General features: G+C 58.2%; 16 protein-coding genes and 1 tRNA gene. All 17 read right to left on the bottom strand.

Going from position 1 to position 19,151, the window contains the following annotated elements:
* Window positions 1-15 precede the first annotated feature (15 nt).
* The gene (locus AB5Y95_RS10370) at window positions 16-1,206 is read right to left on the bottom strand and encodes a Bcr/CflA family multidrug efflux MFS transporter (RefSeq protein ID WP_005302014.1); all 1,191 of its coding nucleotides are present in this window, start codon (window positions 1,204-1,206) and stop codon (window positions 16-18) included.
* A 51-nt stretch (window positions 1,207-1,257) separates the two neighbouring features.
* Window positions 1,258-2,541, bottom strand: coding sequence for a hypothetical protein (locus tag AB5Y95_RS10365; RefSeq protein ID WP_368160925.1), 1,284 nt, complete (start codon window positions 2,539-2,541; stop codon window positions 1,258-1,260).
* 187 nt (window positions 2,542-2,728) lie between these two features.
* Window positions 2,729-3,289, bottom strand: coding sequence for a hypothetical protein (locus AB5Y95_RS10360; protein ID WP_368160923.1), 561 nt, complete (start codon window positions 3,287-3,289; stop codon window positions 2,729-2,731).
* 147 nt (window positions 3,290-3,436) lie between these two features.
* The gene (locus tag AB5Y95_RS10355) at window positions 3,437-4,861 is read right to left on the bottom strand and encodes an FAD-dependent oxidoreductase (RefSeq protein ID WP_368160921.1); all 1,425 of its coding nucleotides are present in this window, start codon (window positions 4,859-4,861) and stop codon (window positions 3,437-3,439) included.
* Window positions 4,862-4,956: 95 nt separating this feature from the next.
* Entirely contained in the window at window positions 4,957-5,775 is an 819-nt protein-coding gene (locus AB5Y95_RS10350) for an FTR1 family protein (RefSeq protein ID WP_005302005.1), read from the bottom strand.
* The gene (locus AB5Y95_RS10345) at window positions 5,775-8,744 is read right to left on the bottom strand and encodes a YncE family protein (protein WP_368160920.1); all 2,970 of its coding nucleotides are present in this window, start codon (window positions 8,742-8,744) and stop codon (window positions 5,775-5,777) included. The genes AB5Y95_RS10350 and AB5Y95_RS10345 overlap by 1 nt, the downstream gene beginning before the upstream one ends.
* A gap of 4 nt (window positions 8,745-8,748) precedes the next feature.
* Window positions 8,749-9,198, bottom strand: a complete 450-nt coding sequence (locus AB5Y95_RS10340) for a hypothetical protein (RefSeq protein ID WP_368160918.1) — start codon at window positions 9,196-9,198, stop codon at window positions 8,749-8,751.
* A 118-nt stretch (window positions 9,199-9,316) separates the two neighbouring features.
* Window positions 9,317-9,802: a YqhA family protein gene (locus tag AB5Y95_RS10335; protein ID WP_005301997.1), complete on the bottom strand. Its 486-nt coding sequence runs from the start codon at window positions 9,800-9,802 to the stop codon at window positions 9,317-9,319.
* A gap of 87 nt (window positions 9,803-9,889) precedes the next feature.
* Window positions 9,890-10,879 (bottom strand): DUF2955 domain-containing protein, encoded by a 990-nt coding sequence (locus tag AB5Y95_RS10330; protein WP_368160916.1) that lies wholly within the window; start codon window positions 10,877-10,879, stop codon window positions 9,890-9,892.
* A 2-nt stretch (window positions 10,880-10,881) separates the two neighbouring features.
* Complete coding sequence (locus AB5Y95_RS10325; RefSeq protein WP_368160914.1) at window positions 10,882-11,988, bottom strand: HlyD family secretion protein; 1,107 nt, start codon at window positions 11,986-11,988, stop codon at window positions 10,882-10,884.
* Between the two features lie 213 nt (window positions 11,989-12,201).
* A tRNA-Asn gene (locus tag AB5Y95_RS10320) sits at window positions 12,202-12,277 on the bottom strand.
* A gap of 276 nt (window positions 12,278-12,553) precedes the next feature.
* Window positions 12,554-14,098, bottom strand: coding sequence for a hypothetical protein (locus tag AB5Y95_RS10315; protein WP_099359238.1), 1,545 nt, complete (start codon window positions 14,096-14,098; stop codon window positions 12,554-12,556).
* Window positions 14,098-15,168, bottom strand: a complete 1,071-nt coding sequence (locus AB5Y95_RS10310; RefSeq protein ID WP_172442736.1) for a DNA polymerase — start codon at window positions 15,166-15,168, stop codon at window positions 14,098-14,100. Before AB5Y95_RS10310 ends, AB5Y95_RS10315 begins: the two co-directional genes overlap by 1 nt.
* Complete coding sequence (locus AB5Y95_RS10305; RefSeq protein ID WP_143248387.1) at window positions 15,155-15,796, bottom strand: hypothetical protein; 642 nt, start codon at window positions 15,794-15,796, stop codon at window positions 15,155-15,157. Before AB5Y95_RS10305 ends, AB5Y95_RS10310 begins: the two co-directional genes overlap by 14 nt.
* 763 nt (window positions 15,797-16,559) lie before the next feature.
* On the bottom strand, window positions 16,560-17,297 hold the full coding sequence (locus AB5Y95_RS10300) for a hypothetical protein (RefSeq protein WP_368160911.1): 738 nt from the start codon (window positions 17,295-17,297) through the stop codon (window positions 16,560-16,562).
* Between the two features lie 44 nt (window positions 17,298-17,341).
* Window positions 17,342-17,929, bottom strand: a complete 588-nt coding sequence (locus tag AB5Y95_RS10295; RefSeq protein ID WP_368160909.1) for a TM2 domain-containing protein — start codon at window positions 17,927-17,929, stop codon at window positions 17,342-17,344.
* 92 nt (window positions 17,930-18,021) lie between these two features.
* Window positions 18,022-18,903 (bottom strand): helix-turn-helix transcriptional regulator, encoded by an 882-nt coding sequence (locus AB5Y95_RS10290; RefSeq protein WP_368160907.1) that lies wholly within the window; start codon window positions 18,901-18,903, stop codon window positions 18,022-18,024.
* Window positions 18,904-19,151 lie beyond the last annotated feature (248 nt).

Raw genomic sequence — 19,151 nt, 5'->3', positions numbered from 1 at the left:
TCATTCTTGGGGTCCTCAGGCACGCTTGCCGGTCAGCAGCCAGTAGCAGAGCGCCGAGCCGAATCCGCAGCCGGCGATGGCGATGGCCATCGGCAGCGGCGATTCGGGGGGATTGAGGTTGACCAGCACCCCCACCAGGGCGCCGATGCCAAAGCGCAAGGTGCCCGCCAGCGCCGAGGCGGTGCCCGCGGACTGCGGGAAGTGGCCCATCAGGCCGGTCATGGCGTTGGCCCCCACCAGGCTGATGTGGCCGACAAACAGCACCACCGGAATGACGATGCCCCACAGGCCGCCGGTCTGGCTCCAGGCGTTGTAGATGAGCAGGGCGCCAGCCAGCGGCAGCACCAGCAGGCCGTATTGCAGCATGCGCTCGGCGCCCACCCCCTTCACCAGCCGGCTGTTGACGAAGGTGACCACCATCATCAGCAGGATGTTGAGGCCGAACAGCCAGCCATAGTGCTCGGTCGGCACCTTGAAGTACTCGATGTAGACATAGGGGGAGGCGCTGATAAAGGCGAACATGCCCGAGCTCGACAGGGCGCCGCACAGCACGTAACCCATGGCGCCGCGATGGGAGAGCACGCCCCAGTAGTTGCGCAGCACCTGGCCGAGGTTGAGGGGCTGCTTGTGCTCAGGCTTCAGGGTTTCCTGAATTTTCCACTGCATCACCAGGCAGATGAGCAGGCTGATCCCCATCAGCAGCCAGAAGATCACTCGCCAGTCGCTGTGGGCACTGATGTAGCCGCCCACCACGGGTGCCACCAGCGGCGCGAGCGTCATCACCAGAATGACGAACGACATGGCGCGGGAGAAGGCTTCCTTCTCGAACAGGTCGCGCAGCAGCGCATTGACCACCACAGAGCCGGCCGCCCCGCCGGCCGCCTGCAACATCCGATAGGCCAAGAGCTCCGGCAGGGAATCCGCCATGGCGCAGCCCACCGAGGCGATGGCAAACATCACCAGCCCCGCCAGGATCACCGGCTTGCGGCCATAGCTGTCGGCGAGCGGGCCGTAGAACAGCTGGCCGATGGCAAAGCCGCCGAGGAAGGCGCTGATGGTGAGCTGGGCACCATCGATGCTGGTGGCCAGATCCCGGGCAATGGCCGGAATGGCGGGCAGGTACATGTCGACCGCGAGCGGCGTGAGGCCTGCCAGGGCGCCGAGCAGGATGAACAGGAAACGGGGAGAGAGGGGGGCGTGGGGCATAGGCTATCCAGTCTTGATGAGTGCGAAGTCAGGGAGTGACAAACATCCAGTCTACCAGTTTTGGTGACGGGGGGGATCCTGTATGCCGAGCCAGAGGCCGGGCTCGGCGTGAAAGCGGGGGGCAAACCAGACTCGCCGGCTACCTGCGGGCAGATCCTCCGGGCCGAGGGGACGTCGGCTGAGCCGGCAGGCCCCTTGCGCCAATGCAAGGCGGGCATCCCCCTGATACCAACCATCGGTGACGGGCAGGGCCGTGGTTTCGCGCAGCAGCCTCACTCCCCACTGGGTCACCAGCGCCGGGCACGCTTGTTCGGCCAGTCTGGCAGCCCGGGTCATGGCTGGTGCCGCCGGTGGGGTGAGGGCGCAGAGCAGCAGCAACAGGGCCCCCAGCATGGCTGGCAGCTCGCCCCGGCGCGGCAGCATGCCTGCCAGCAAGATGATGGCTAGCAGGGTGATGGGGGCCAGATGGCGGGGATTGTCCGGGTTCTGGCCAAACAGGGTCCACAGCAGCAGGGCAAGCCAGTAGAGGGACCAGGTCGGGGAGAGGGCGGCAGCGTGGCCCTTGTATCGTTGCCACAGCGGCTGCACCAGCAGTCCCCCGACAGCCAAGGGCCAGAGCGGGGTGAGCTGATCGTTGAAGGTATTCGCCCAGCTCAGCAGCCGATCGCCGTGGGCCGCTGCCGTGTTGCCCCACAGGGTAAAGTGACCGTCGGTAAAGCGCCGCCCCTCGCTGAAATAGGCCCAGCCATCGGCCTGCCAGACAAACAGCAGGCAGGATAACCCAACCAGTGCGATGGGGAGCAGAAAGTTAAGCCGCTGACCTTTTTGCGCCATCCCCAGCCAAAGGGGCAGCAGCGCCAGCACGAAATAGGAGGGGCGCAGCGCCAGCATCAGGCCCAGCAGCAGACCGGCCAGCGCGATTTTGCGCTGTTGCAAGGCCAGCAGCGTCCCCAGCCAGGCGGCGAGCGCAGACCCATCCGAGAGGCCGGAGAGCGCCAGGGTCGGGGTGAGCGGCAGGGCCAGCACCAGCAGCCAGATCGGCGCCAGCAGGCTGGGCCGTTGCCACAACTTGACCGCCAGCGAGGCGGCGAGCGGCGCCAGCAAACTGCTCCCCAACAGGCTTGCCCACTGCACCGCGCGGGCCGGTTCGTCCACCGCCAGATTGATCAGCCGTGCCAGCCAGATAAAGGCGGGGTAGCCCGGAAAGTGGGGGGAGAACTCCAGCACGCTGAAGCGCACCACCCCGTGGGCAAAGTTGAGGGCATCGTCGGAATCGAGGGCCACCGGGAAGGCCAGCAGCCAGCCAAGCCAGGCCAGTTGTAGAAGGATCAGCAAGTAGGGTCGATTGGCGAAGCGTAATCGGCCGTGGTGACGCCCCCCTTCTCCCCTTGCGGGAGAAGGGTCGGGGATGAAGGGGGCCGTCGTCATCAATGAGAGGTCATCAAAGTGCGTAGGGTGGGTAGCGCGCAGCGAAACCCACCGTTTGTCACGGCGAGGTGGCGCAATGATGGGCAGGTGGCCATCAAAGCGGCGCCAGCACGGCCATCAGCGCTTTTTCTGCATCGCTAAAGGCAACTGCATCGGCGGGCTTGGCGCCCACCCCGAACACCCCAGGGTTGCCGATGGCATCGAGCACCTTGGCCAGCGCCTGCTCGGCGGCCTTGCGATCCCCTTCACTGAGGGAGGGGAGGATCAAATCGAGGAAGCGCTTGCTCTTGACCACCAGCACCTTGGCGGTCTGGTAGTCGCCAAGGTTCTGGCTGGCCCCCTCGAGGCGGCGCTCGATCTCCGCCTTGTAGGCCCGGTTGAGCAGGGCCGCGGTAGCGGCGGTGTCTTTGGCCTTGATGGCGGCCGCGAGCGGCGCTTGCAGCTCGATCTTGTGGTGCTCCTCCAGATAGGTCAGCTCCTCGGCGATCTCGCTCAAGGTGGCGCTGGCATCCTTGCCGTCAGTGGCGGCGCCCAGCAGCGCCTCGCGGGCATCGATCAGCGGCTCCTTGCCGGCGGCGGCGTAGGAGTAAGCCTGCGCCTGCCCGCTCAGGGTCAGCAGCAGGGTGAGGGCAAGTAAACCCGGGCGTATGGTCATCCTGTTCTCCTTACATTTGCCAAGAGGTTATGCCAATGGCGCGGCACTCAGGCCACGCTTTGGCTCTCGATCACGGTATTTTCGTTGCGATGGTTGAAGATGGCGTGACGTCTGTCCACCTCCTTCGTTCACCACATTCAGGGGCCATCAGGCCACGCTCTGGGTTTCGATCACGGTATTTTCGTTGCGATGATTGAAGATGGCGTGGCGTCTGTCCACTCCGTCGATCACCATGTCGGCGGCCATCATCCCCATCTCCATGGCGGTGTCGGTGAAGATGTAGCGGAATGTCCCCTGACGGCCGGTCATGATGAGGTTGGTGATGGGCATCAGCGCCTGGATGGCCTCGTTGCGGCGGGTCTGGTAGCCGAGATCCATCAGTGGATAGGCGTATTCGCTGCGAGCCTCGAAGGTTTCATCGCCAAGTTTGGCGGTATCGACGCCGAGACTGGCGAGATCAGCAGTGACCCGGCCGCGCAGATCAGAGAGCGGTGCCTGCCAGGTGGCATCTCCCGGGTTGCAGGGGATCTCCAGCATCACCGAGGTCTGGCCCTGGGGTGCCATAAAGGGGCTGCGCCGGCGCGGCTCCTGCAGACGGGTGGCCAGAATATGGGGGTCGGAGAGGTACTGCCAGGTATTGTCCGACAGGTTCTCCTGTTTGAGTGGCATATTGACGAAGCGCAGCGACCGGTAGTGCAGATCGCACGGCAAGCCCAGATGCTGGCAGGTGAGCGGCAGCGGCAGGGTAGAGATCACCTGATCAAATCGCTCGCTCTGCTCCACGTTATCTTGTGACCAATAAACCCGTTCGATGCGGCCATCAGCCTGCTCGAGGCGGGTGATGGTGGCGCCGGTTTTCAGCTCAACCCTCTCGGCCACCAGCCGCTCCCCCAGGGTGGTGAAGATCTGGCCGAAGCCGTATTTGGGATAGCGGTACTTGCGGGCATAGGTGCGCACCGAGATGCTGCCGTTGCGTCTTGGCAGCAGGCGGCGCGCCACGTCTTTGAGATCGATCAGGCTGATGCGTTGGCCGGCCCAGTCGGCGGAGAGCTTGTCCGGGTTGATGCCCCACAGCTTGCCGGTGTAGCCCTCGAAGAACTGGCGATAGAGGGTGCGGCCGAAGTGGCTCTGGATCCACTCGGCAAAGCTCGCCTTGGCGAAATCGGTGGGCTTCCTGGCAAAGGGCAGCAGCAGGAGATCCTTCACCGTACCGGCCATCAGGGCGAGCGGCGCCGTCTTGAGCAGATTGGGCAGGTTCAAGGGGTAGTCATAGGTGCGCCCGCCAAAGCGGATCACGCTTTTGCGCTCGGCGTGGAGCAGATCGTCCCCCATCAGCTCGTCGATAAAGGCGAGCAGCTCGGGGTTCTTGGTGATGAAGCGGTGGCCGCCGTAGTCGAAGCGATACTCACCGTCGCGCCCCTTGAAGGTCTGGGTGGCGCACATGCCGCCCACCACGCTCTCCTGCTCGAACAGGGTGACCGCAAAACCGGCCTGGCGCAGGCGCCAGGCGGCCATCAGACCGGCCGGGCCGGCGCCCAGTACCGCTATGTGTTGTGTGTTATTGTCGTTCATGACTCTTTATCCGAAACGCTGACCAAAAGAGAAGAAGTGGAAAAGGCGGCCCCGCTGAGCCGCCTTGTCATCCGCTGCTGCGCCGCGCTGGGCGATCAGCGCTGGGGACGATAGTTGCGATGCCAGACGGTGACGAAGATCACCAGGTAGCTGGCCCAGGTCAGCAACTGCAGGCCGGCCGGTGAGGCATTGTAGCCAAACAGGGCGCGCAGGAAGGTACCAAATACCCCCTGATCGTCGAGAATGTGACTGATGTTGAAGACAGGCTCGGTCCAGAAGGTGATGAGCCCGGCCGCCTGCAGCATGTTGACGGCGGACGACAGCAGGCCGGCGGCGATGATGATGATGAGCAGACCGGTCCAGCGGAAGAAGGGGGCCAGCGCCACCTTGCGGGTGGAGCGCAGCAGCCCCCACACCAGCACCACCGACAGCAGCAGGCCGCCCAGCGCCCCCATCAGCCCCTCGTGCAGATCCACCCCTTGCCCGGAGTAAACCAGGGCCGAGAAGAAGAGCACGGTTTCAAAGCCCTCGCGCATCACTGCCAGGAAGGCGAGCAGCACCAGACCGAACAGGTTGCCGCCGTCGATGGCGGCATCGATGCGCGCCGTCATGGCCCCCACCTGGGATTTGGCCTGCTTCTGCATCCAGACCGCCATGTAGGTGAGCACCAGGGTGGCAAAAATCAGGATCCCCGCCATCAGCAAATGGTTGTAGCGCTCGCTCTCGAACTGGCTCACCACCACCTGGAACAGGAAGGCGACCACGAGAGAGGCAAGCAGGCCCAGCCCCACCCCCAGATAGACGAATTTGTTGTAGCGGCTCGCCCCCAGCTTGGCGAGGTAGGAGAGGCAGATGCCGACCAGCAGGAAGGCTTCCAGCCCCTCGCGCAGGGTAATGAGAAAACTTGCAAACATCAGGTTTGAGGCTCCGTAGCGGGCGTGACGGGGAGAGGCTGCAGGGTGAGTTGCAGCCGATTGAGTAGCACTATGGGTGGCTCCGGCAAGCTCGGCTCGGCGGCGCGCACCGCATCATTGACCCACTTGGGGTAGGTGCGGAAATTGAGTTTGATATCGGCCTTGAAGGGGCCCTGGGCATCCGCCGGCAGCGGCCAGGCTTCATCGCGCCAGCCATCGGCCGGAATGCGGGTATCTTCAAGGAGCTTGGCGTAGCGCCAGAACTTGAGCCCCACCGGCTTGCCCTCGGCATCGCCGAACACTTTTCTGAACAGCCGCGCATCTTCAGGGACGGCGCCATCCACCGGCTGGCCGCTGGCAAGCAGCAGCTTACCGCTGGCGTCGGTGACGGTCAGCTCCAGCCAGAGTTCGCGGAAATCGGCCACCCCGGTGGGCAGGGCGTGGCCGGCGCCGGTATTGGCGACCCGCACTACCAGCGCGGGCTGGCCGCTCTGGTTTTCAATGCGGGCAGAGAGGGTGGCGCTTGAGCGCAAGAGCGCCAGGCTCTCCTGCTCGAGCGTTGCACTCCTCAGCCCCACCAGCTGGTGCTGGGCGCCGGTAAAGTTGTGGCGATAGAGCCGCTCTTTCACTGTGCCGTTTTCGGTGGACTGGCCGGCCACCGGCGCGCCGCCGTTGCCCGGTGTTGGGTTCATGTGACAGTCGATGCAGGTGCGCCGCTTGGCGGGATCCTCTGCCTTGGCGAAGCTGGAGCTTTCCCACTCGTCCCAGGTGTTGACGATATTGGCGCCGGTGCCGGGGGCAAACTCGTTGTGGCAGGACTTGCACAGGGCCGCGTCGCGGTAGAAATCCTTCTGGTAAGAGGCCTTGTGCATGGCGGGGCGGGCGTTGATCTGCCGCTCGGCCAGCCAGTGCTTGAGGCTGCCACCGGCGGCATCTTCGAACACATAGCTCTCGCGGTCTTTCAGATTCACGGTAAAGGCGCTGTTGCCGCCGGCATCTTCCACTTTGGTGATGCGATGGCAGAGCACGCAGCCGGTCCCTTCCTCCACCACGGGTTCGCCTTTCTGGTGTGCGGCAATGAGCGAGGCGCCGCCTTGCTCGAACATATTCGAACCCTTGGGCAGATCCTGCTGGCCGTTCAGCACCTGCTGAGGCATGTGGCAGCCCTGGCACCACTGGCCGAAGGCCTCCCCTTCGGTTTCGCGGGCCAGCGCTTGCACCACCTTGTAGTAGGGGTGGGAGTTGCCCATCAGCCGGTGGTTGCTCTCGCTCCAGTCCTGGAACGCCTGTTGGTGGCAGTTCTGGCAGGAGGCGGAGTTGAGCCACTCCCTGGGATGGGTGGTCGGCGCCTTGGCGGGATCCGTGCGCGGGGCATCGAGCCTGAGCCAGTTGGCAAGATAGGGGAGGTTGCCATCGGCGGTCACGAAGGCGTGCAGATCCTCCATCATCGCTTTCACTTCCGGCTGGGGCCTGGCGGGGTCGACCGCTTCGGCGCCATCGCGAGTGTCATGGCCCATGCCGCCCTGGGTCTGCTGGGTCATGCGCAGGTATTCGCCGATAAAGTCACCCGCCACCATGTTGACGAGGTTGGCGTGGCCGTTGATGGCATTGTCGCCGCTCTGCTGGCGATGGGCCGCCATCAGATAGCGGTTGGTGAAGTTGAACCCGTCCAGATGGCAGGAGTTGCAGCTCATCCAGTTGTCCCCCGCCATGGGGAAGCGGCTGTTGGCGGCGGTGTTGCCCAGATTGAACAACCGCTCGCCGCGCTGAAGCGCTTCGGGGCGCGGATCCGTCTCGACCAGTTTGGCGAAGTGGGGCACATCGACGGTGACCCGGGCAAACGGGCCGCTGCCGCCGGTGTTGAGGCGGGTGAGATCCTGCCCCATGACGTTGTGGACCAGGATGTGGTTGCCGTCTACAAACAAGTCGCGCGGATTCTGGCCCGGCAGGTGGCGAAGGAGCTGGGTCGCCTTGGCGCCGCCCTGAAACTTCTTGCGGCGGTGGCGGTTGCTGTTCTGCTTGCCGCTGCGCGACAGGTCGAACACCAGCAGATCCTCCGAGCCCGCCAGGGTCAGGTAGACCCGCTTGCCATCAGCGGCGAAGCGCGCCGCGAACGGGTTGGAGACAATCTGGCTGCGGTTGCCGACGCTGGGCAGGTTGATCTGCAAGAAGAGCTGCTTTCTCTCATCGACCCGCTCTTTCTCTTCATCCAGGTCGATGATGGAGACCGCCGGGAAGACGGTGCTCTGAAACTGGAAGGGGTGGTCGAAACTCCACAGCACGTGGGGCAGCCAGGCTTCGCTGCCATCGTGGGAGAGGGTGATGCCGTCCAGCAGGCGCGGCAAGCCCTGCGAGTCGCTTGGGGTGTCGCTGTGGGTCTCGGCCAGGGTGATGAGCTTGGGCTTGGGCAGGGTAGCCCCCTTGGCGTCCTTCTCAAGCTTGGCGAGATCATAGATGGCGAGCTGGCCGGTCATGGCGTGGGTGAGCAGCAGGCGATCGTCGTCGGTCAGGGCCAGCCCGCGGGGTGTCTCGGCGGTTTCTGCATCCAGCTGCAGCTTGCCCGTGGTGTCATAGGCCTGCAGGCGGCCTGCTTCGAACAGCGTGACCCAGAACCACTGCCGCTTGGGGTCGAAGATGACCCCGTAGGGTCTATGGCCGGTGGGGATCGCCTTTTCCAGGTCGAGATCATCATCCAGCAGCAGCAACCGATCGCCACTGTAATCGGTGACCAGCAGGGTGCCGTCGTCTGCGCGGGCCAGCTGGCGCAGATCGCCCCCCAGTTGTGCCTCTTTAAGTCGCTTGCCGCTATTGCGCTCAAGCAGGGTGACCGAGCCTGCACTCTGGTTGGCGGTGACGAGGCGCGGGGCACTCCCCTCGTCATAGGCAATCATGGCGGTGCCCATCTCCTGGGCCGAGGCGGTCCCCAGCAGCAGGGCGGCCAACATCAGGGATAACAACAACTTCAACATAAGATCAGGTGCGCCATTTCAAGATGGTCCAGCGCCAGGCGTGGCGCAGCACCAGGGGAGTCAACGCGAGGGCGCTCAGCCAGTGAGCCCAGCTGGCAAGGTTGCCGAGGCTATCGCCCGGGGTGCCGTGCAGTACCAGCAGCAGTCCGCTGGCCAGACAGACCAGCAGCAAGGCTTCGATGATGCGCCCCGTGATGCGCAGGAAAGGTTTGCGGCTTTTGCGCAGCAGGCTGCGATGGGAGAGCCAGAACGCGCCAAACAGCAGGGGAAACAGGGTGAGCGAGAGGGCGACGTGCAGGAACAGGTTCCAGCGTGCCAGCGACCAGAGCGGGGTCAGCGGTTCCCACAGCAGCAGGCCGGAGAAGAACATCAGATAGAGGGAGCCCTCGGCGGCCTGATGGTGATAGGCCAGCCACTGCCAGCAGTGTCGTGGTGAGAGGGAAAGGCTTGTCATAGGTGCTCCAACGCCCGGGCAGTAAAGCCCGGGGGGAGCAAGTTTACAATGCAGTAAAGGTAATGAAAAGAGTTATCAATTCGGCCTTTGATGAATAAAGGCTGAATGAAAACCGGCGCTACTTGTGGTCCGCCAGCCGCTCGGTGACTGCATAAATGAGCGCTGCGGTGGAGAAGGCGAGGAAGACGATGACCGACCACTTCATCTCGATCTCGTTGCCGGTACCGTCGGTCAGGAAGGCCTTGAGCACCTCGATCCCGGCGATGGTGACCAGGGAGTTGATGACGATGAGTTTGAGGGAGGCGAAGTTGATCTTGCTGAGCCAGTTGTCGCCAAGGGCTGCCCGCTGCTCCGGGGTCTTGATGAACTGCACGTAGCCGCAGATGGCCACCAGGATCAGCATCTGGGCCACCAGCACGAAGTCCACCAGGGTCAGCACCCCTGTGATGAGATCCAGATAGGGGATGTCGATGATGTCGCGACACAGCTCATAGAGCTGCATGGCGAACTTCACCATCAAGAGGGCGACACAGACAAGGATGCAGACATAGAAGGGAAACATCATCAATCGGCTGCCATTGAGCATTAAGTTGAAACGGCGCATAGAAACTCCTGAATCGAGTGGGGCTCGCAAAGGGCAAAGCATGTCTCTACCCTCTGACAATAAACGGTCTGGACAAGATGATGTCGTTCAAGCAGGACATGACTTATCGGTTGATGTGGTCAAGAGATGCACAACCAGGGTGCAATAGAGGACGACCAGCAACAGCGTCGCGAGTCGATCCCATACCAGGTGCAGCCCTTGCTGATATTGGGGCAAGGCGGTTCCCAGCAAAGTGATGTAAACCGTCATTGCGGTTTGCACCACCACTTTGGGCCAGGCTGCCGCCAATCGTCCCGCCAGCCAGATGCTGCCGGCGAGCGCCAGCAGTGACAGGATCAGGGGAGACTGGCTGATGTAGGCCAGCAGGATCACCGGGGTGGCCAAGGCCGCCGCCAGCAAGTTGGCCTGCAGCAGTGGTTTGCTGTTCATTCGTGTCAGATGGGGGTCGCTGGCGCGCAGCAGGTTGGCAATCGTGGCCCCGATCAAGATGGCACTGCTGTCTTGCAGCCAGATGGCGATGCCGATGGCCAGCAACAGAGCGGCGCTCTTTCCCAGGATCAGCATCACCCTTTCATCACCGCGCATGGCGGTCAGGGGAATCAGCGGAGGGGAAGGCCGGGGCCAGATGGCAAAGGCCAGCAGACACCATAAATAGGCGATCAGAAAGGCTTTTCCCATCAACACGGGGAGTGCCAGGACCAGCGATGGCTGGCTTTGTACCAGCACCATCGTCATCGACGACACGATCAGCACCAGCAATCCGGGCAGATCGTCAGGGTTCTTGCCAAGGCGGGCAAAGGCCAGTACCACAACCGCAGCCATGGCGAGCCAGAAAGCGACGGGATTGGTGCCGACCACATGTGCAAGAAAACAGATGAGCGCGGTACAGCCGACGATCAGAGCCAGCATTCTCACTACCATCATCAGCGGCAGGCGCGTCGGACTCAGCATCAGCATGATGACGATGAACATGGGGATCAGAAAGGGCAAGGCCTGACCCATGGCCAGGGTAACCGCCAGTGCCGCCATGGGAATGACGCCAAGACGCAGGCTGCATTGCCACCACGCTTTGTTCATCATCAGGCAATATAGGTCAGCAGGCTGACAACACGGATCCAGCCGGCGGCAATCGTATCCATTATGCCCACCTTGTTGGGATAGAAAATGACGGTGGCCTGGGAGCCATAGCGCAACCCGCGGGGGAGTGCCTCATCCAGTACCAGGCTCACTGGAAACTGGCGCGCACTGGGGCTGTTTTGTGGTGCCGTGAGCAGGCCGGTGGTCTGGTCTGTGGTGGTATTGCCAGCACTGCCCCACCCTAGGGTATCGAGGTGAGCTTTGAAGACGCGGCCGGGGAGTACATCGAAGACCACTTCGGCCTTGATGCCCGGTCGCAGGTACTCCAACGAGTTCTCGGGCAGCATACAGCTGATCCAGACCGCCGAGGTGTCGATGAAGGTCATTGCCGGACTTCCCACGGCGGCATACTGGCCTGGCGCCAGCTGTATGTTGGTAATGGCCCCCTTGTTGGGCGCTTTGACCGTGGTGCGAATGAGATCGAGTCTGGCTTTGGCCAGGGCGGCCATCGCTTCTTTCAGCTTGGGATTTTCATTGCCGGCGGGCCCGAGGCTCTGTTCTGCACGACGCAACTCTGCCTGTGCGGCCGCCAGGGAGGCCCTGGCTTGCTGCAAGGTTGCCGTCGCCTGATCCCGCTGCGCGATCGACATGACCCCTCGTTTGGCCAGCTCGACCACCCTGGCGGCATTGTCGGCAGCGTTATCCTTGGCCGATTTGGCCTGTACCACCTTGGCCTGGGCGGTTTGCACCGCGGCAGTGTCAGCCCCGATCGATTGCCCGACAGCTGCCACATGGGCTTCTGCCTGGGTGAGGGCAATCAGATAGGGCTCTTGGTTGATTTGAAACAGAGGGATGCCGGCGGAAACTTGCTGATTGTCACTGACTTCCACCGCAGTCACCCGTCCGGCCACCTCGGGGGCCAGGCGGATCAAAAAGGCCTGTACCGTACCCTGGCTGCTCATCGGGGTCAGGCGTTGAGCAAACAGCACATAGACCAAGACGATCAAGGCAAGCATGACCAATTGCAGCGTAAGACGCCGGACGGGATCTTTTGGCTGCTTGGTGGCTTGAGCAGGCACTGCTTCTTTTTGCATCGCATCCTCAGACATGCCAAGGGGTCCTTTTGACGGTGTGTACAGGGGCGGTAATTGTGATAACGAATATCCGGCAGAGGCAAGCAAAAAAGCAAGGGTGGTGTCGTGAAAGGGCACGTAAGGAGAGGATGTGAGGCCGTTCGGTGAAATTACAAGCCACTGTAGCCTGGATGGCAGCTTCGAACGTTGGATACGAAAAAGCCCAGCCAAAGGCTGGGCTTTCGAATGTGGCTCCCTCGACAGGACTTGAACCTGTGACATACGGATTAACAGTCCGCCGTTCTACCGACTGAACTACGAGGGAATTGGCTCCTCCTACTGGACTTCATTCATTTATCAACGGATTGGGATAACCGCCGAGCCGTCGCGTCCGTCGAGACTTTGTGGCCATCTGCCATCCCTCATGACTGGGTCTCGTCCGGAGAGTTGTTGCTTGAAGAGATAGATATTGCTGCACAGATGATCTTTAGGGAACATGCCAAGAACTACTAGGTGATCCGGTAGGGACCTGAGCTGGAATGTAGTGAGTGCCATAAAGTAAAAAGCCCCAACCGATGGTTGGGGCTTGGTTACTACAGCGTCATGCCAACAGATCCTCTATGTCTGCTTCGCTTGTTTCAGATGAGGGAGGGGATACTGGCTGTGCGGCGGGTAGACTCGCCGAGCCGACGGCATCGGCAGCATTCTCGGTGCCCCTGGGCTCGAACCAGACCTCGTAGTAGCGGTATGCGTCACGGTCTCGTCGTGTATGTACACCGTTACTTTTTAGTGCATCAGTCATTGTTGCTATATGCCGCGACATTGCCGATGCATTGCGAGGCATATCGGATCCTAGGCTAACTGACGTTTGGGAACTGAGTGCTTCAAACAAAGCATGGGGAGTGCCGCGCCAACGGTTACTTTTACTGAAGCGCCGTGAAAATGCGGTCAGAGCCATAAAAAGCGAATCATCCATGACACCAACAACTTTAGACTGTTCCACATTCGCTTTATATAGCGCTTGGAGTTGGCCTTGTGGACGTTTTAAAACCGCTTCCAGTCCGGCCAGCCAAGAGGAGAAGTCTGCCATTCTGCTCTTGTAGTTGACCTCAACAGAGTCCTTCACGCTCATAATCTTTGCCGCCAAAGCATGCACGGTGTAAATCAGAGAGGGTAACGCTCCATCAAGTTCGGTTGATAATGTAGCCTCAGATTTTCGATGATCTGCACTTATGGGTTCCAGATTGATATTGACACACCGACTAACAAGGTCTGACTCGGTCACGAAAGAGTGAATCCCGTTGAGAACCAAAGCACAACGCAATTCTAGGCTGAACTCTTCACCGTTGGTGTAGAGCATACGACTCACCACCGAACCCCCTGTGGCCACTTGGCACAACTCGTCGCTAAGTTCGCGCCGAATAAATCGGAGATTATCGTAGATAAGTACATGGTTGAGCTGGGCCGAAATCGCAACATCTTTGATACACTTAGGCATCGTTTGACTCGCGACTGAACTCGGGTCAACCAGCTGTCTGATCAACTTACTGCACAAGAACGTTTTGCCAGACCCTGCGGGAGCTCTGATCGTCAGGATTGGGTAAGGTAACTTGGCAGCTTTCGGGTGAGCCACTGTATACGTAAGCCATGCGAGTAACAGCAGCTTCTCCGCATTGGAACAATTAAACCAGCTTAACAGTGCCTTAACGTCAAGTTTTGATTCTGGTGTCGGTGCAGAGAGCATGGAACTGGTCTCCGTGAAGTAAACCCCGTCAGGCACCTCACTTGCTACTGATATTCCGCCTACGGCTGTTACGTGGAGGAAGCGACCAGCCCCTAAGTTGTATAGATAACCGCCGACTACCGGTGCGACACGGTAGTGGGGGCTGATTACTTCACCCTCTTCGAAGGCGATAGCGTCGAGCTCGTCGAGCACCTCTTCTATCCGGTGCTTGTTGAGCCTCGTCTCCTTCGACTTCGCGTGGCCTCGCAATGCTTTTTGAACCCGCTCAGACCGAAGCTGGTGACACACCCCAGGTCGCATCGGAAAGATGACCAGCGCTTGGTCTGCTGCATCTTTAGCCAACTTAACTGTATCTTTAAAACTGGCAGCCAAAACCAGTGCGTTGAATTTTTGCTCGCTCATCACATCATCCCCTCAGAAACCTGCCCATCGAATACACCATCAATTTTCACGTTCAACTCGAACCCGCCGAGCACCGAAGCACTAGCCTGTTTGAGCACCGTTATCGCTTTCGCTACCTGTTGCTCTTGCTCAGCTATCGGTACGCGGATCAAGAACGAGTCGTGAACGGTTAAACGGAGGTCTATCCCAGCTTCTGCCAAGCCGATGACAGATCTGCGCATGATGTCGGCACCAGCAGCCTGAACGGGCCAGTTACGAACAGCACGTGGGTTACTGAGGGGAGTCACATGGGCGCCCCAGTCGAGGCATCTGACGAAGCCATCACGGAAAGCCTGTTGGGAACGGCGGTTGAGTTCTTGGTTGATCAGGTTGAAGATGTCACCCAGGGCGTTCCAGCTGCGCTGTGCTTCAGTCACGGGAATGTCATGCTCCTTGGCGTAAGCGCCAGCGGATTGCCCGTATGAGTACGGTAAGATCAGCTTTTTCAGGGTGGCTCGGCTCAAGCCCGCGAGCCTGGGATGTTTGCCGATTTGCTCGTATAGATCCCCCTGCTGGTAAGCCGTCTGGAGTTCTCGGTCACTGGCAAAGCAGGCCGCAATGGCCGGCTCCTGTTGCCCGAAGTCCAGCAGTATATAGAGATAACCAGAAATCGGATTTAGAATGAAGGGCCAGAATTTCTTCTTAAGGCTGGTGAGGCTCGGCCCGTATATAACGCTTCGACCCGTACTGGCTGCGAAAGCCTTGGACACATGCTTCAAGCTAGTTGAGTTTTTTGTCATGCTGTGAAATTCCATGATGCGCCAAAGGGCATCAAGTTCAGCAAGACCCCCCTGAGCGTTGCTTATAAGAGAGGGATGAATATCAGGGCGTATTTCTACGCCCTTTTGATGACAGAGGTAATTTATTGTGGCGTAGATTAATGGGATTTTAGAACTAATAGATGGAATTTTTGGCTCACCAGACGGTGAATAGCGGGATATTATAGCGGGAGTAATATTGCGGCTGAGAATCGTATTCTCTAATAGCTTCTCTTTGAATTTTACATTGAACTCTTCTTCAGAGGAGATCATTAATGTGTTCGAGGTCAATATCGATGGATAAAACATCACTTGCCGGAGGCAGACTCACGGTATCACTACCTTTGTTACTTTTTTCTTCATTTTCCTCATTCTCGTCATTGTTTGGGAGGACTGGCGTAGCTAGTTTCCTAAAAATCGGATGTTCTCGGCAGGCAATAATTGACTCTGAAAATACAAGCTCCAAGATAGAGTTATATTCTCGGTCGGCAATCGGTGCTATACCAAGATTATCTTCGCTTTTGGAAAAAGCATAACTATCAGCAAGTCGCGTCACAGAATAGGTACTGGTAGCAGCCTCAAGAATTTGTCTTTTAGTTGTACTATAACGATCCTTTGACTGTAGATTCACCTGCATCATACCTACAGCTCCAATTTCTGAGCGGAACGGTATAAACGCGTACAACTTGACCACATCGCCCAACTCTTGAGCAAGACGTTGATCTATTGCATATAAGCGGCGGCTGAATGCTGATTTGTCACTTACCACAAGCACATTTAGTGAACGATCCATATCGAGCATAAATTTCACGCCATCGGGCGGGAGCTTTATAGCTTGGCTTTGGATCAGGGCGACAGAGTCGACCAAACAGGGCTTGAGCAGTTCCAACATAAGAGACATAAAAATCACCTCATAAATGATCTGATTTAGATGCTCTCTAACGCGTAGAGACCTAGCACAATGTCAAGTTGTTAAAGAGCATCGCTAAGATTTGTCACCTAATTAGCCGAAGCAAGCTGTTCGATGTACTGAACAGCAACCGTCAGCAGTGTGAACTACTGACATTGCTTCAAGTTGGTAGGTGGCCTTATCCGCTTGTTGCTGGCAACACTGTCAGCAACTATCGGTTATTACTTACCGATCCACCGGGCCAGCAGTGCTGACCAAGTGCGGTGAATAATAGCAGGCGAATTTTGTAGGTCAATAGGTGGCAAGGCGCATATAAATGGACTATTGTGCTTAAAATGATGACTATATTCATGTTTTGAGAATATAAAATCACTCGTATATCTTCAGATTTTTGTCATTGACATCTTCTTGTTTTTCTGAAATGCCATTTAAACTGATTTATAGCCGTTTAACGAGGCGATAGGTTTTTTGGGCTTATGATGACAAGCCTTGGCTGCGGGCGTTTTTAAATAGATTTATGCACTGAAATATTTTTGGAAAAAAATGAAATCTTGGATTGGTTGGCGTTTTTTTAGTCGCTCATGCATGCAAGCGACCTGCTCTGCAGGGCTAAAATGGCAAAGTACTTGAGGTGGCTGTTTTTTATACAGTGATGTGAAAATGTCGTCGATGCCGACGACGCGACTGTCACGATTTTTTATCGTTGGCTAAAAAAAAGCGGGATTGCTCCCGCTTTCATGCCGCCGACCTAGCACTACTCATACAGACTGACGCTGCAATCCTCTCTTGATGCCAAGCAGTCTTTTGCTGGGCTGCCATCTGGCTCGATCTGGTAGATCCGATCCTTTTCGATACGATACATAGCTGAGCTTGTCTTGAGTGGCGTGGCAAACGTACCTGTCCAATCCACAGAACAGCTGGGGTCTTGGAAGTTGCCATTGTCGTCCATCAGGGATGCCCCACAGCTTTCGATCACCGTCTTGCCGTTCTGTTGGATCGTGATGTATTGCTCTGTGCCACTTCCACCTGCAAAGTTAAAGCTGCGCTTGCCGATGAAGGGGAGGGGTTGTTTCCCACGTAGAGCTGTTTGGGGAGCTGCTTCTTCTTTTGCTGCTTCACACATCTTGTCCAGCAGGGCATCAATCATGATCTCAGGCTGTGGCTGACCATTTATCTCCAGCGTTTCAACGCTGAACCCCTCGCCTTGAACCCACATCTGAAGCATGCCCCGTGCAGGCCGTTCCATGTATGTGAACGTGCCACTCACGTTGACCAGCTTTCGACCATCGGCGGCTGTGCCTGCCGACCAATCGGGATCCTTAAAGAAGCTATCGGCCTGTTGCTCCAAGGTCACGCCTGGACAGCTTTCTAGCTCTCCCCCTTTCACAGTCAGTTCGTCCCATTTACTGAGCAATCCGGCTTGAGCCGCTGGTGCCATCAGCAGTGAAACACTGGCAGCCAGAACGAGCCTCTTTACCCTTACCATACCCATTGAAATGCCCTCACAGCCTGATAGTTGTAACGCTTGTCGAATTCTTATTGGGATAGACAAAGCACCTTGATGAACTCGACCAGAGAAAGCAGAACCGGGATCCCAGTGGTGCAAGCGGCCAGATAGATCAGACCCCAGCCCCAGTTACCGGCATAGAACTTGTGCAGGCCGATTCCACCACCAAAGAAGACCAACAGGGCCATCAAGACCTTTCGCTTACCTCTATGGTGAACTGTGCCTCCCGCTGGTGCTGGTTGAGTTGAAGATGGAACCGACGCTTGCTCACGGATAGGCCACGCGGCTACATCAATAGGCAAGGGGAGCACCTCCGCGATCGCCTTGGCCTTCTTCTTAGCTGTGCCCCATGTGTCGATCGCATCAACGAAGGAGCCTGTCAGCGATAGCTCAACAATCCCTTCTTCTGGTGAACTGAAATGCACGGTCACGCGCAACCCGAATGAATTGATACCGTACTTCCAGGATGCTTCCAGCGCCCCCTTGGCTCGGTCAGCAATCTTGATGGTGCCCCCCTCTGCTTGCAGGTGAGCGGCTACGTGTTCGAAGACTGTTTCATAGTCGTCATGACTGCGTAGAACGAGGTCTGATAGCTTGGTTATCGTGGGAGATCCCATGTTTTTGCTCCTTGTTGGTTGAACTACCGATAGTGGTGATTAGCCCCGACAGGTGGTGTCGGGGATTGAAATAAGTGGTGTGAAAATGTGGTTTACATCCGGCTGAGCAGGGCCTTGAGGTCACGTTTGACCAACGCTTGGATCCCCGCAGGGCTGATCACTTCAAGGTGTGGCAGGTACGTTTTGATCACAGGGAGTAGCTGGGCCCCATCGAAAACGCGGCTTGCCAGCAAGATGCTGCCGTCCTCCAGCTCTCTGATAAGAGCCTGCTCGGGGAGGATGTTCCTTAGCTTGAACTCGTGGGCGATAGGCGAAGCTGCCTTGATCACGACTTCGTGAGTGGGGATGGCTTCTTGCTCGATGAGCTTTTGAAGTAGTTGCTGCAGTGGTTCGCTGATCGTTGCTGGCGTTTCTATCTGCTGGAGGTTGGCGATACTCGACAAGGGTTCGATAAATGGCGTATCCGCTGTTACCCCTGCCAAGTACCAGCGGCCCCGCTTATTGACCAAGCGGTATGGCGCAATCTTTTGCTCTGCTTGCTCACCGACCCATGACAGCCTGACTTTGAGCTGTTGGCTGATTGCCTTGGCAAGTGGCTTTAGCCATTGGTGATGGCTGTCGTCTTCATCGAGTTGAAAGCCGGAAAGGACGAATACAGGTGTTGATGCAGGGTTGAGCCAGTGTTTGATCAGGGTATCGTGATCATCCGGGAACAATGCTTTGGCCCCGAGTTGCTCGCATAGTCTCAAAATGGCAGGTGTGGTGGTTCTCCCCAGATAGCTGGGGTCGAGCCAATAGGTCTGTCCCTCACGCTCCAGCGGCAGATAAGCCAGTCTGACATTCAGGTCTCGCTGGATAGTGCGAGCCGAGACATTGAACTCGTGGGCTAGTTCGGTGATCACCAGCCGCTGCCCATTGTTGAGCTTGGTCAGGGTCACGCCGAGGCGTTGGGCTAAGGTGTCGTGTTCTGCCATCCAGGGAAGCATCGTAGTCAAAGGTATCCAAGTGTCACGGAGGTGCCCGACAGGGCATGTCGACTTGGATCTTCACGACAGGGGAGTGTTTGGGTAAGCAGAGTTGGTATAGCAGTGTGGACTTTGGTATCTGAAAATGCGGAAAATATCTAAAATAGCGACATCTTTTAAATGTAGCAAAATTAGTTGGTTTTATTGATGTTAATATAGGCTTTACTGTATCGTAGTTAATCATTGATGAAGCTCAA

The sequence above is a fragment of the Aeromonas sp. R5-3 genome (genome assembly GCF_040908225.1).
In the GTDB taxonomy this organism is placed as follows: domain Bacteria; phylum Pseudomonadota; class Gammaproteobacteria; order Enterobacterales; family Aeromonadaceae; genus Aeromonas; species Aeromonas dhakensis.
Note: the sequence above shows the minus strand (reverse complement) of the source record. Positions and strands in the feature narration are given on the sequence as shown.

Coding starts and splice junctions, on each gene's coding strand:
- AB5Y95_RS10300 (WP_368160911.1), bottom strand. CDS start 17,297: ATGGGTATGGTAAGGGTAAAGAGGCTCGTTCTGGCTGCCAGTGTTTCA.
- AB5Y95_RS10310 (WP_172442736.1), bottom strand. CDS start 15,168: ATGATCTCCTCTGAAGAAGAGTTCAATGTAAAATTCAAAGAGAAGCTA.
- AB5Y95_RS10350 (WP_005302005.1), bottom strand. CDS start 5,775: ATGTTTGCAAGTTTTCTCATTACCCTGCGCGAGGGGCTGGAAGCCTTC.
- AB5Y95_RS10290 (WP_368160907.1), bottom strand. CDS start 18,903: ATGGCAGAACACGACACCTTAGCCCAACGCCTCGGCGTGACCCTGACC.
- AB5Y95_RS10335 (WP_005301997.1), bottom strand. CDS start 9,802: ATGCGCCGTTTCAACTTAATGCTCAATGGCAGCCGATTGATGATGTTT.
- AB5Y95_RS10295 (WP_368160909.1), bottom strand. CDS start 17,929: ATGGGATCTCCCACGATAACCAAGCTATCAGACCTCGTTCTACGCAGT.
- AB5Y95_RS10330 (WP_368160916.1), bottom strand. CDS start 10,879: ATGAACAAAGCGTGGTGGCAATGCAGCCTGCGTCTTGGCGTCATTCCC.
- AB5Y95_RS10325 (WP_368160914.1), bottom strand. CDS start 11,988: ATGTCTGAGGATGCGATGCAAAAAGAAGCAGTGCCTGCTCAAGCCACC.
- AB5Y95_RS10345 (WP_368160920.1), bottom strand. CDS start 8,744: ATGTTGAAGTTGTTGTTATCCCTGATGTTGGCCGCCCTGCTGCTGGGG.
- AB5Y95_RS10315 (WP_099359238.1), bottom strand. CDS start 14,098: ATGAGCGAGCAAAAATTCAACGCACTGGTTTTGGCTGCCAGTTTTAAA.
- AB5Y95_RS10370 (WP_005302014.1), bottom strand. CDS start 1,206: ATGCCCCACGCCCCCCTCTCTCCCCGTTTCCTGTTCATCCTGCTCGGC.
- AB5Y95_RS10360 (WP_368160923.1), bottom strand. CDS start 3,289: ATGACCATACGCCCGGGTTTACTTGCCCTCACCCTGCTGCTGACCCTG.
- AB5Y95_RS10305 (WP_143248387.1), bottom strand. CDS start 15,796: ATGTCTCTTATGTTGGAACTGCTCAAGCCCTGTTTGGTCGACTCTGTC.
- AB5Y95_RS10340 (WP_368160918.1), bottom strand. CDS start 9,198: ATGACAAGCCTTTCCCTCTCACCACGACACTGCTGGCAGTGGCTGGCC.
- AB5Y95_RS10355 (WP_368160921.1), bottom strand. CDS start 4,861: ATGAACGACAATAACACACAACACATAGCGGTACTGGGCGCCGGCCCG.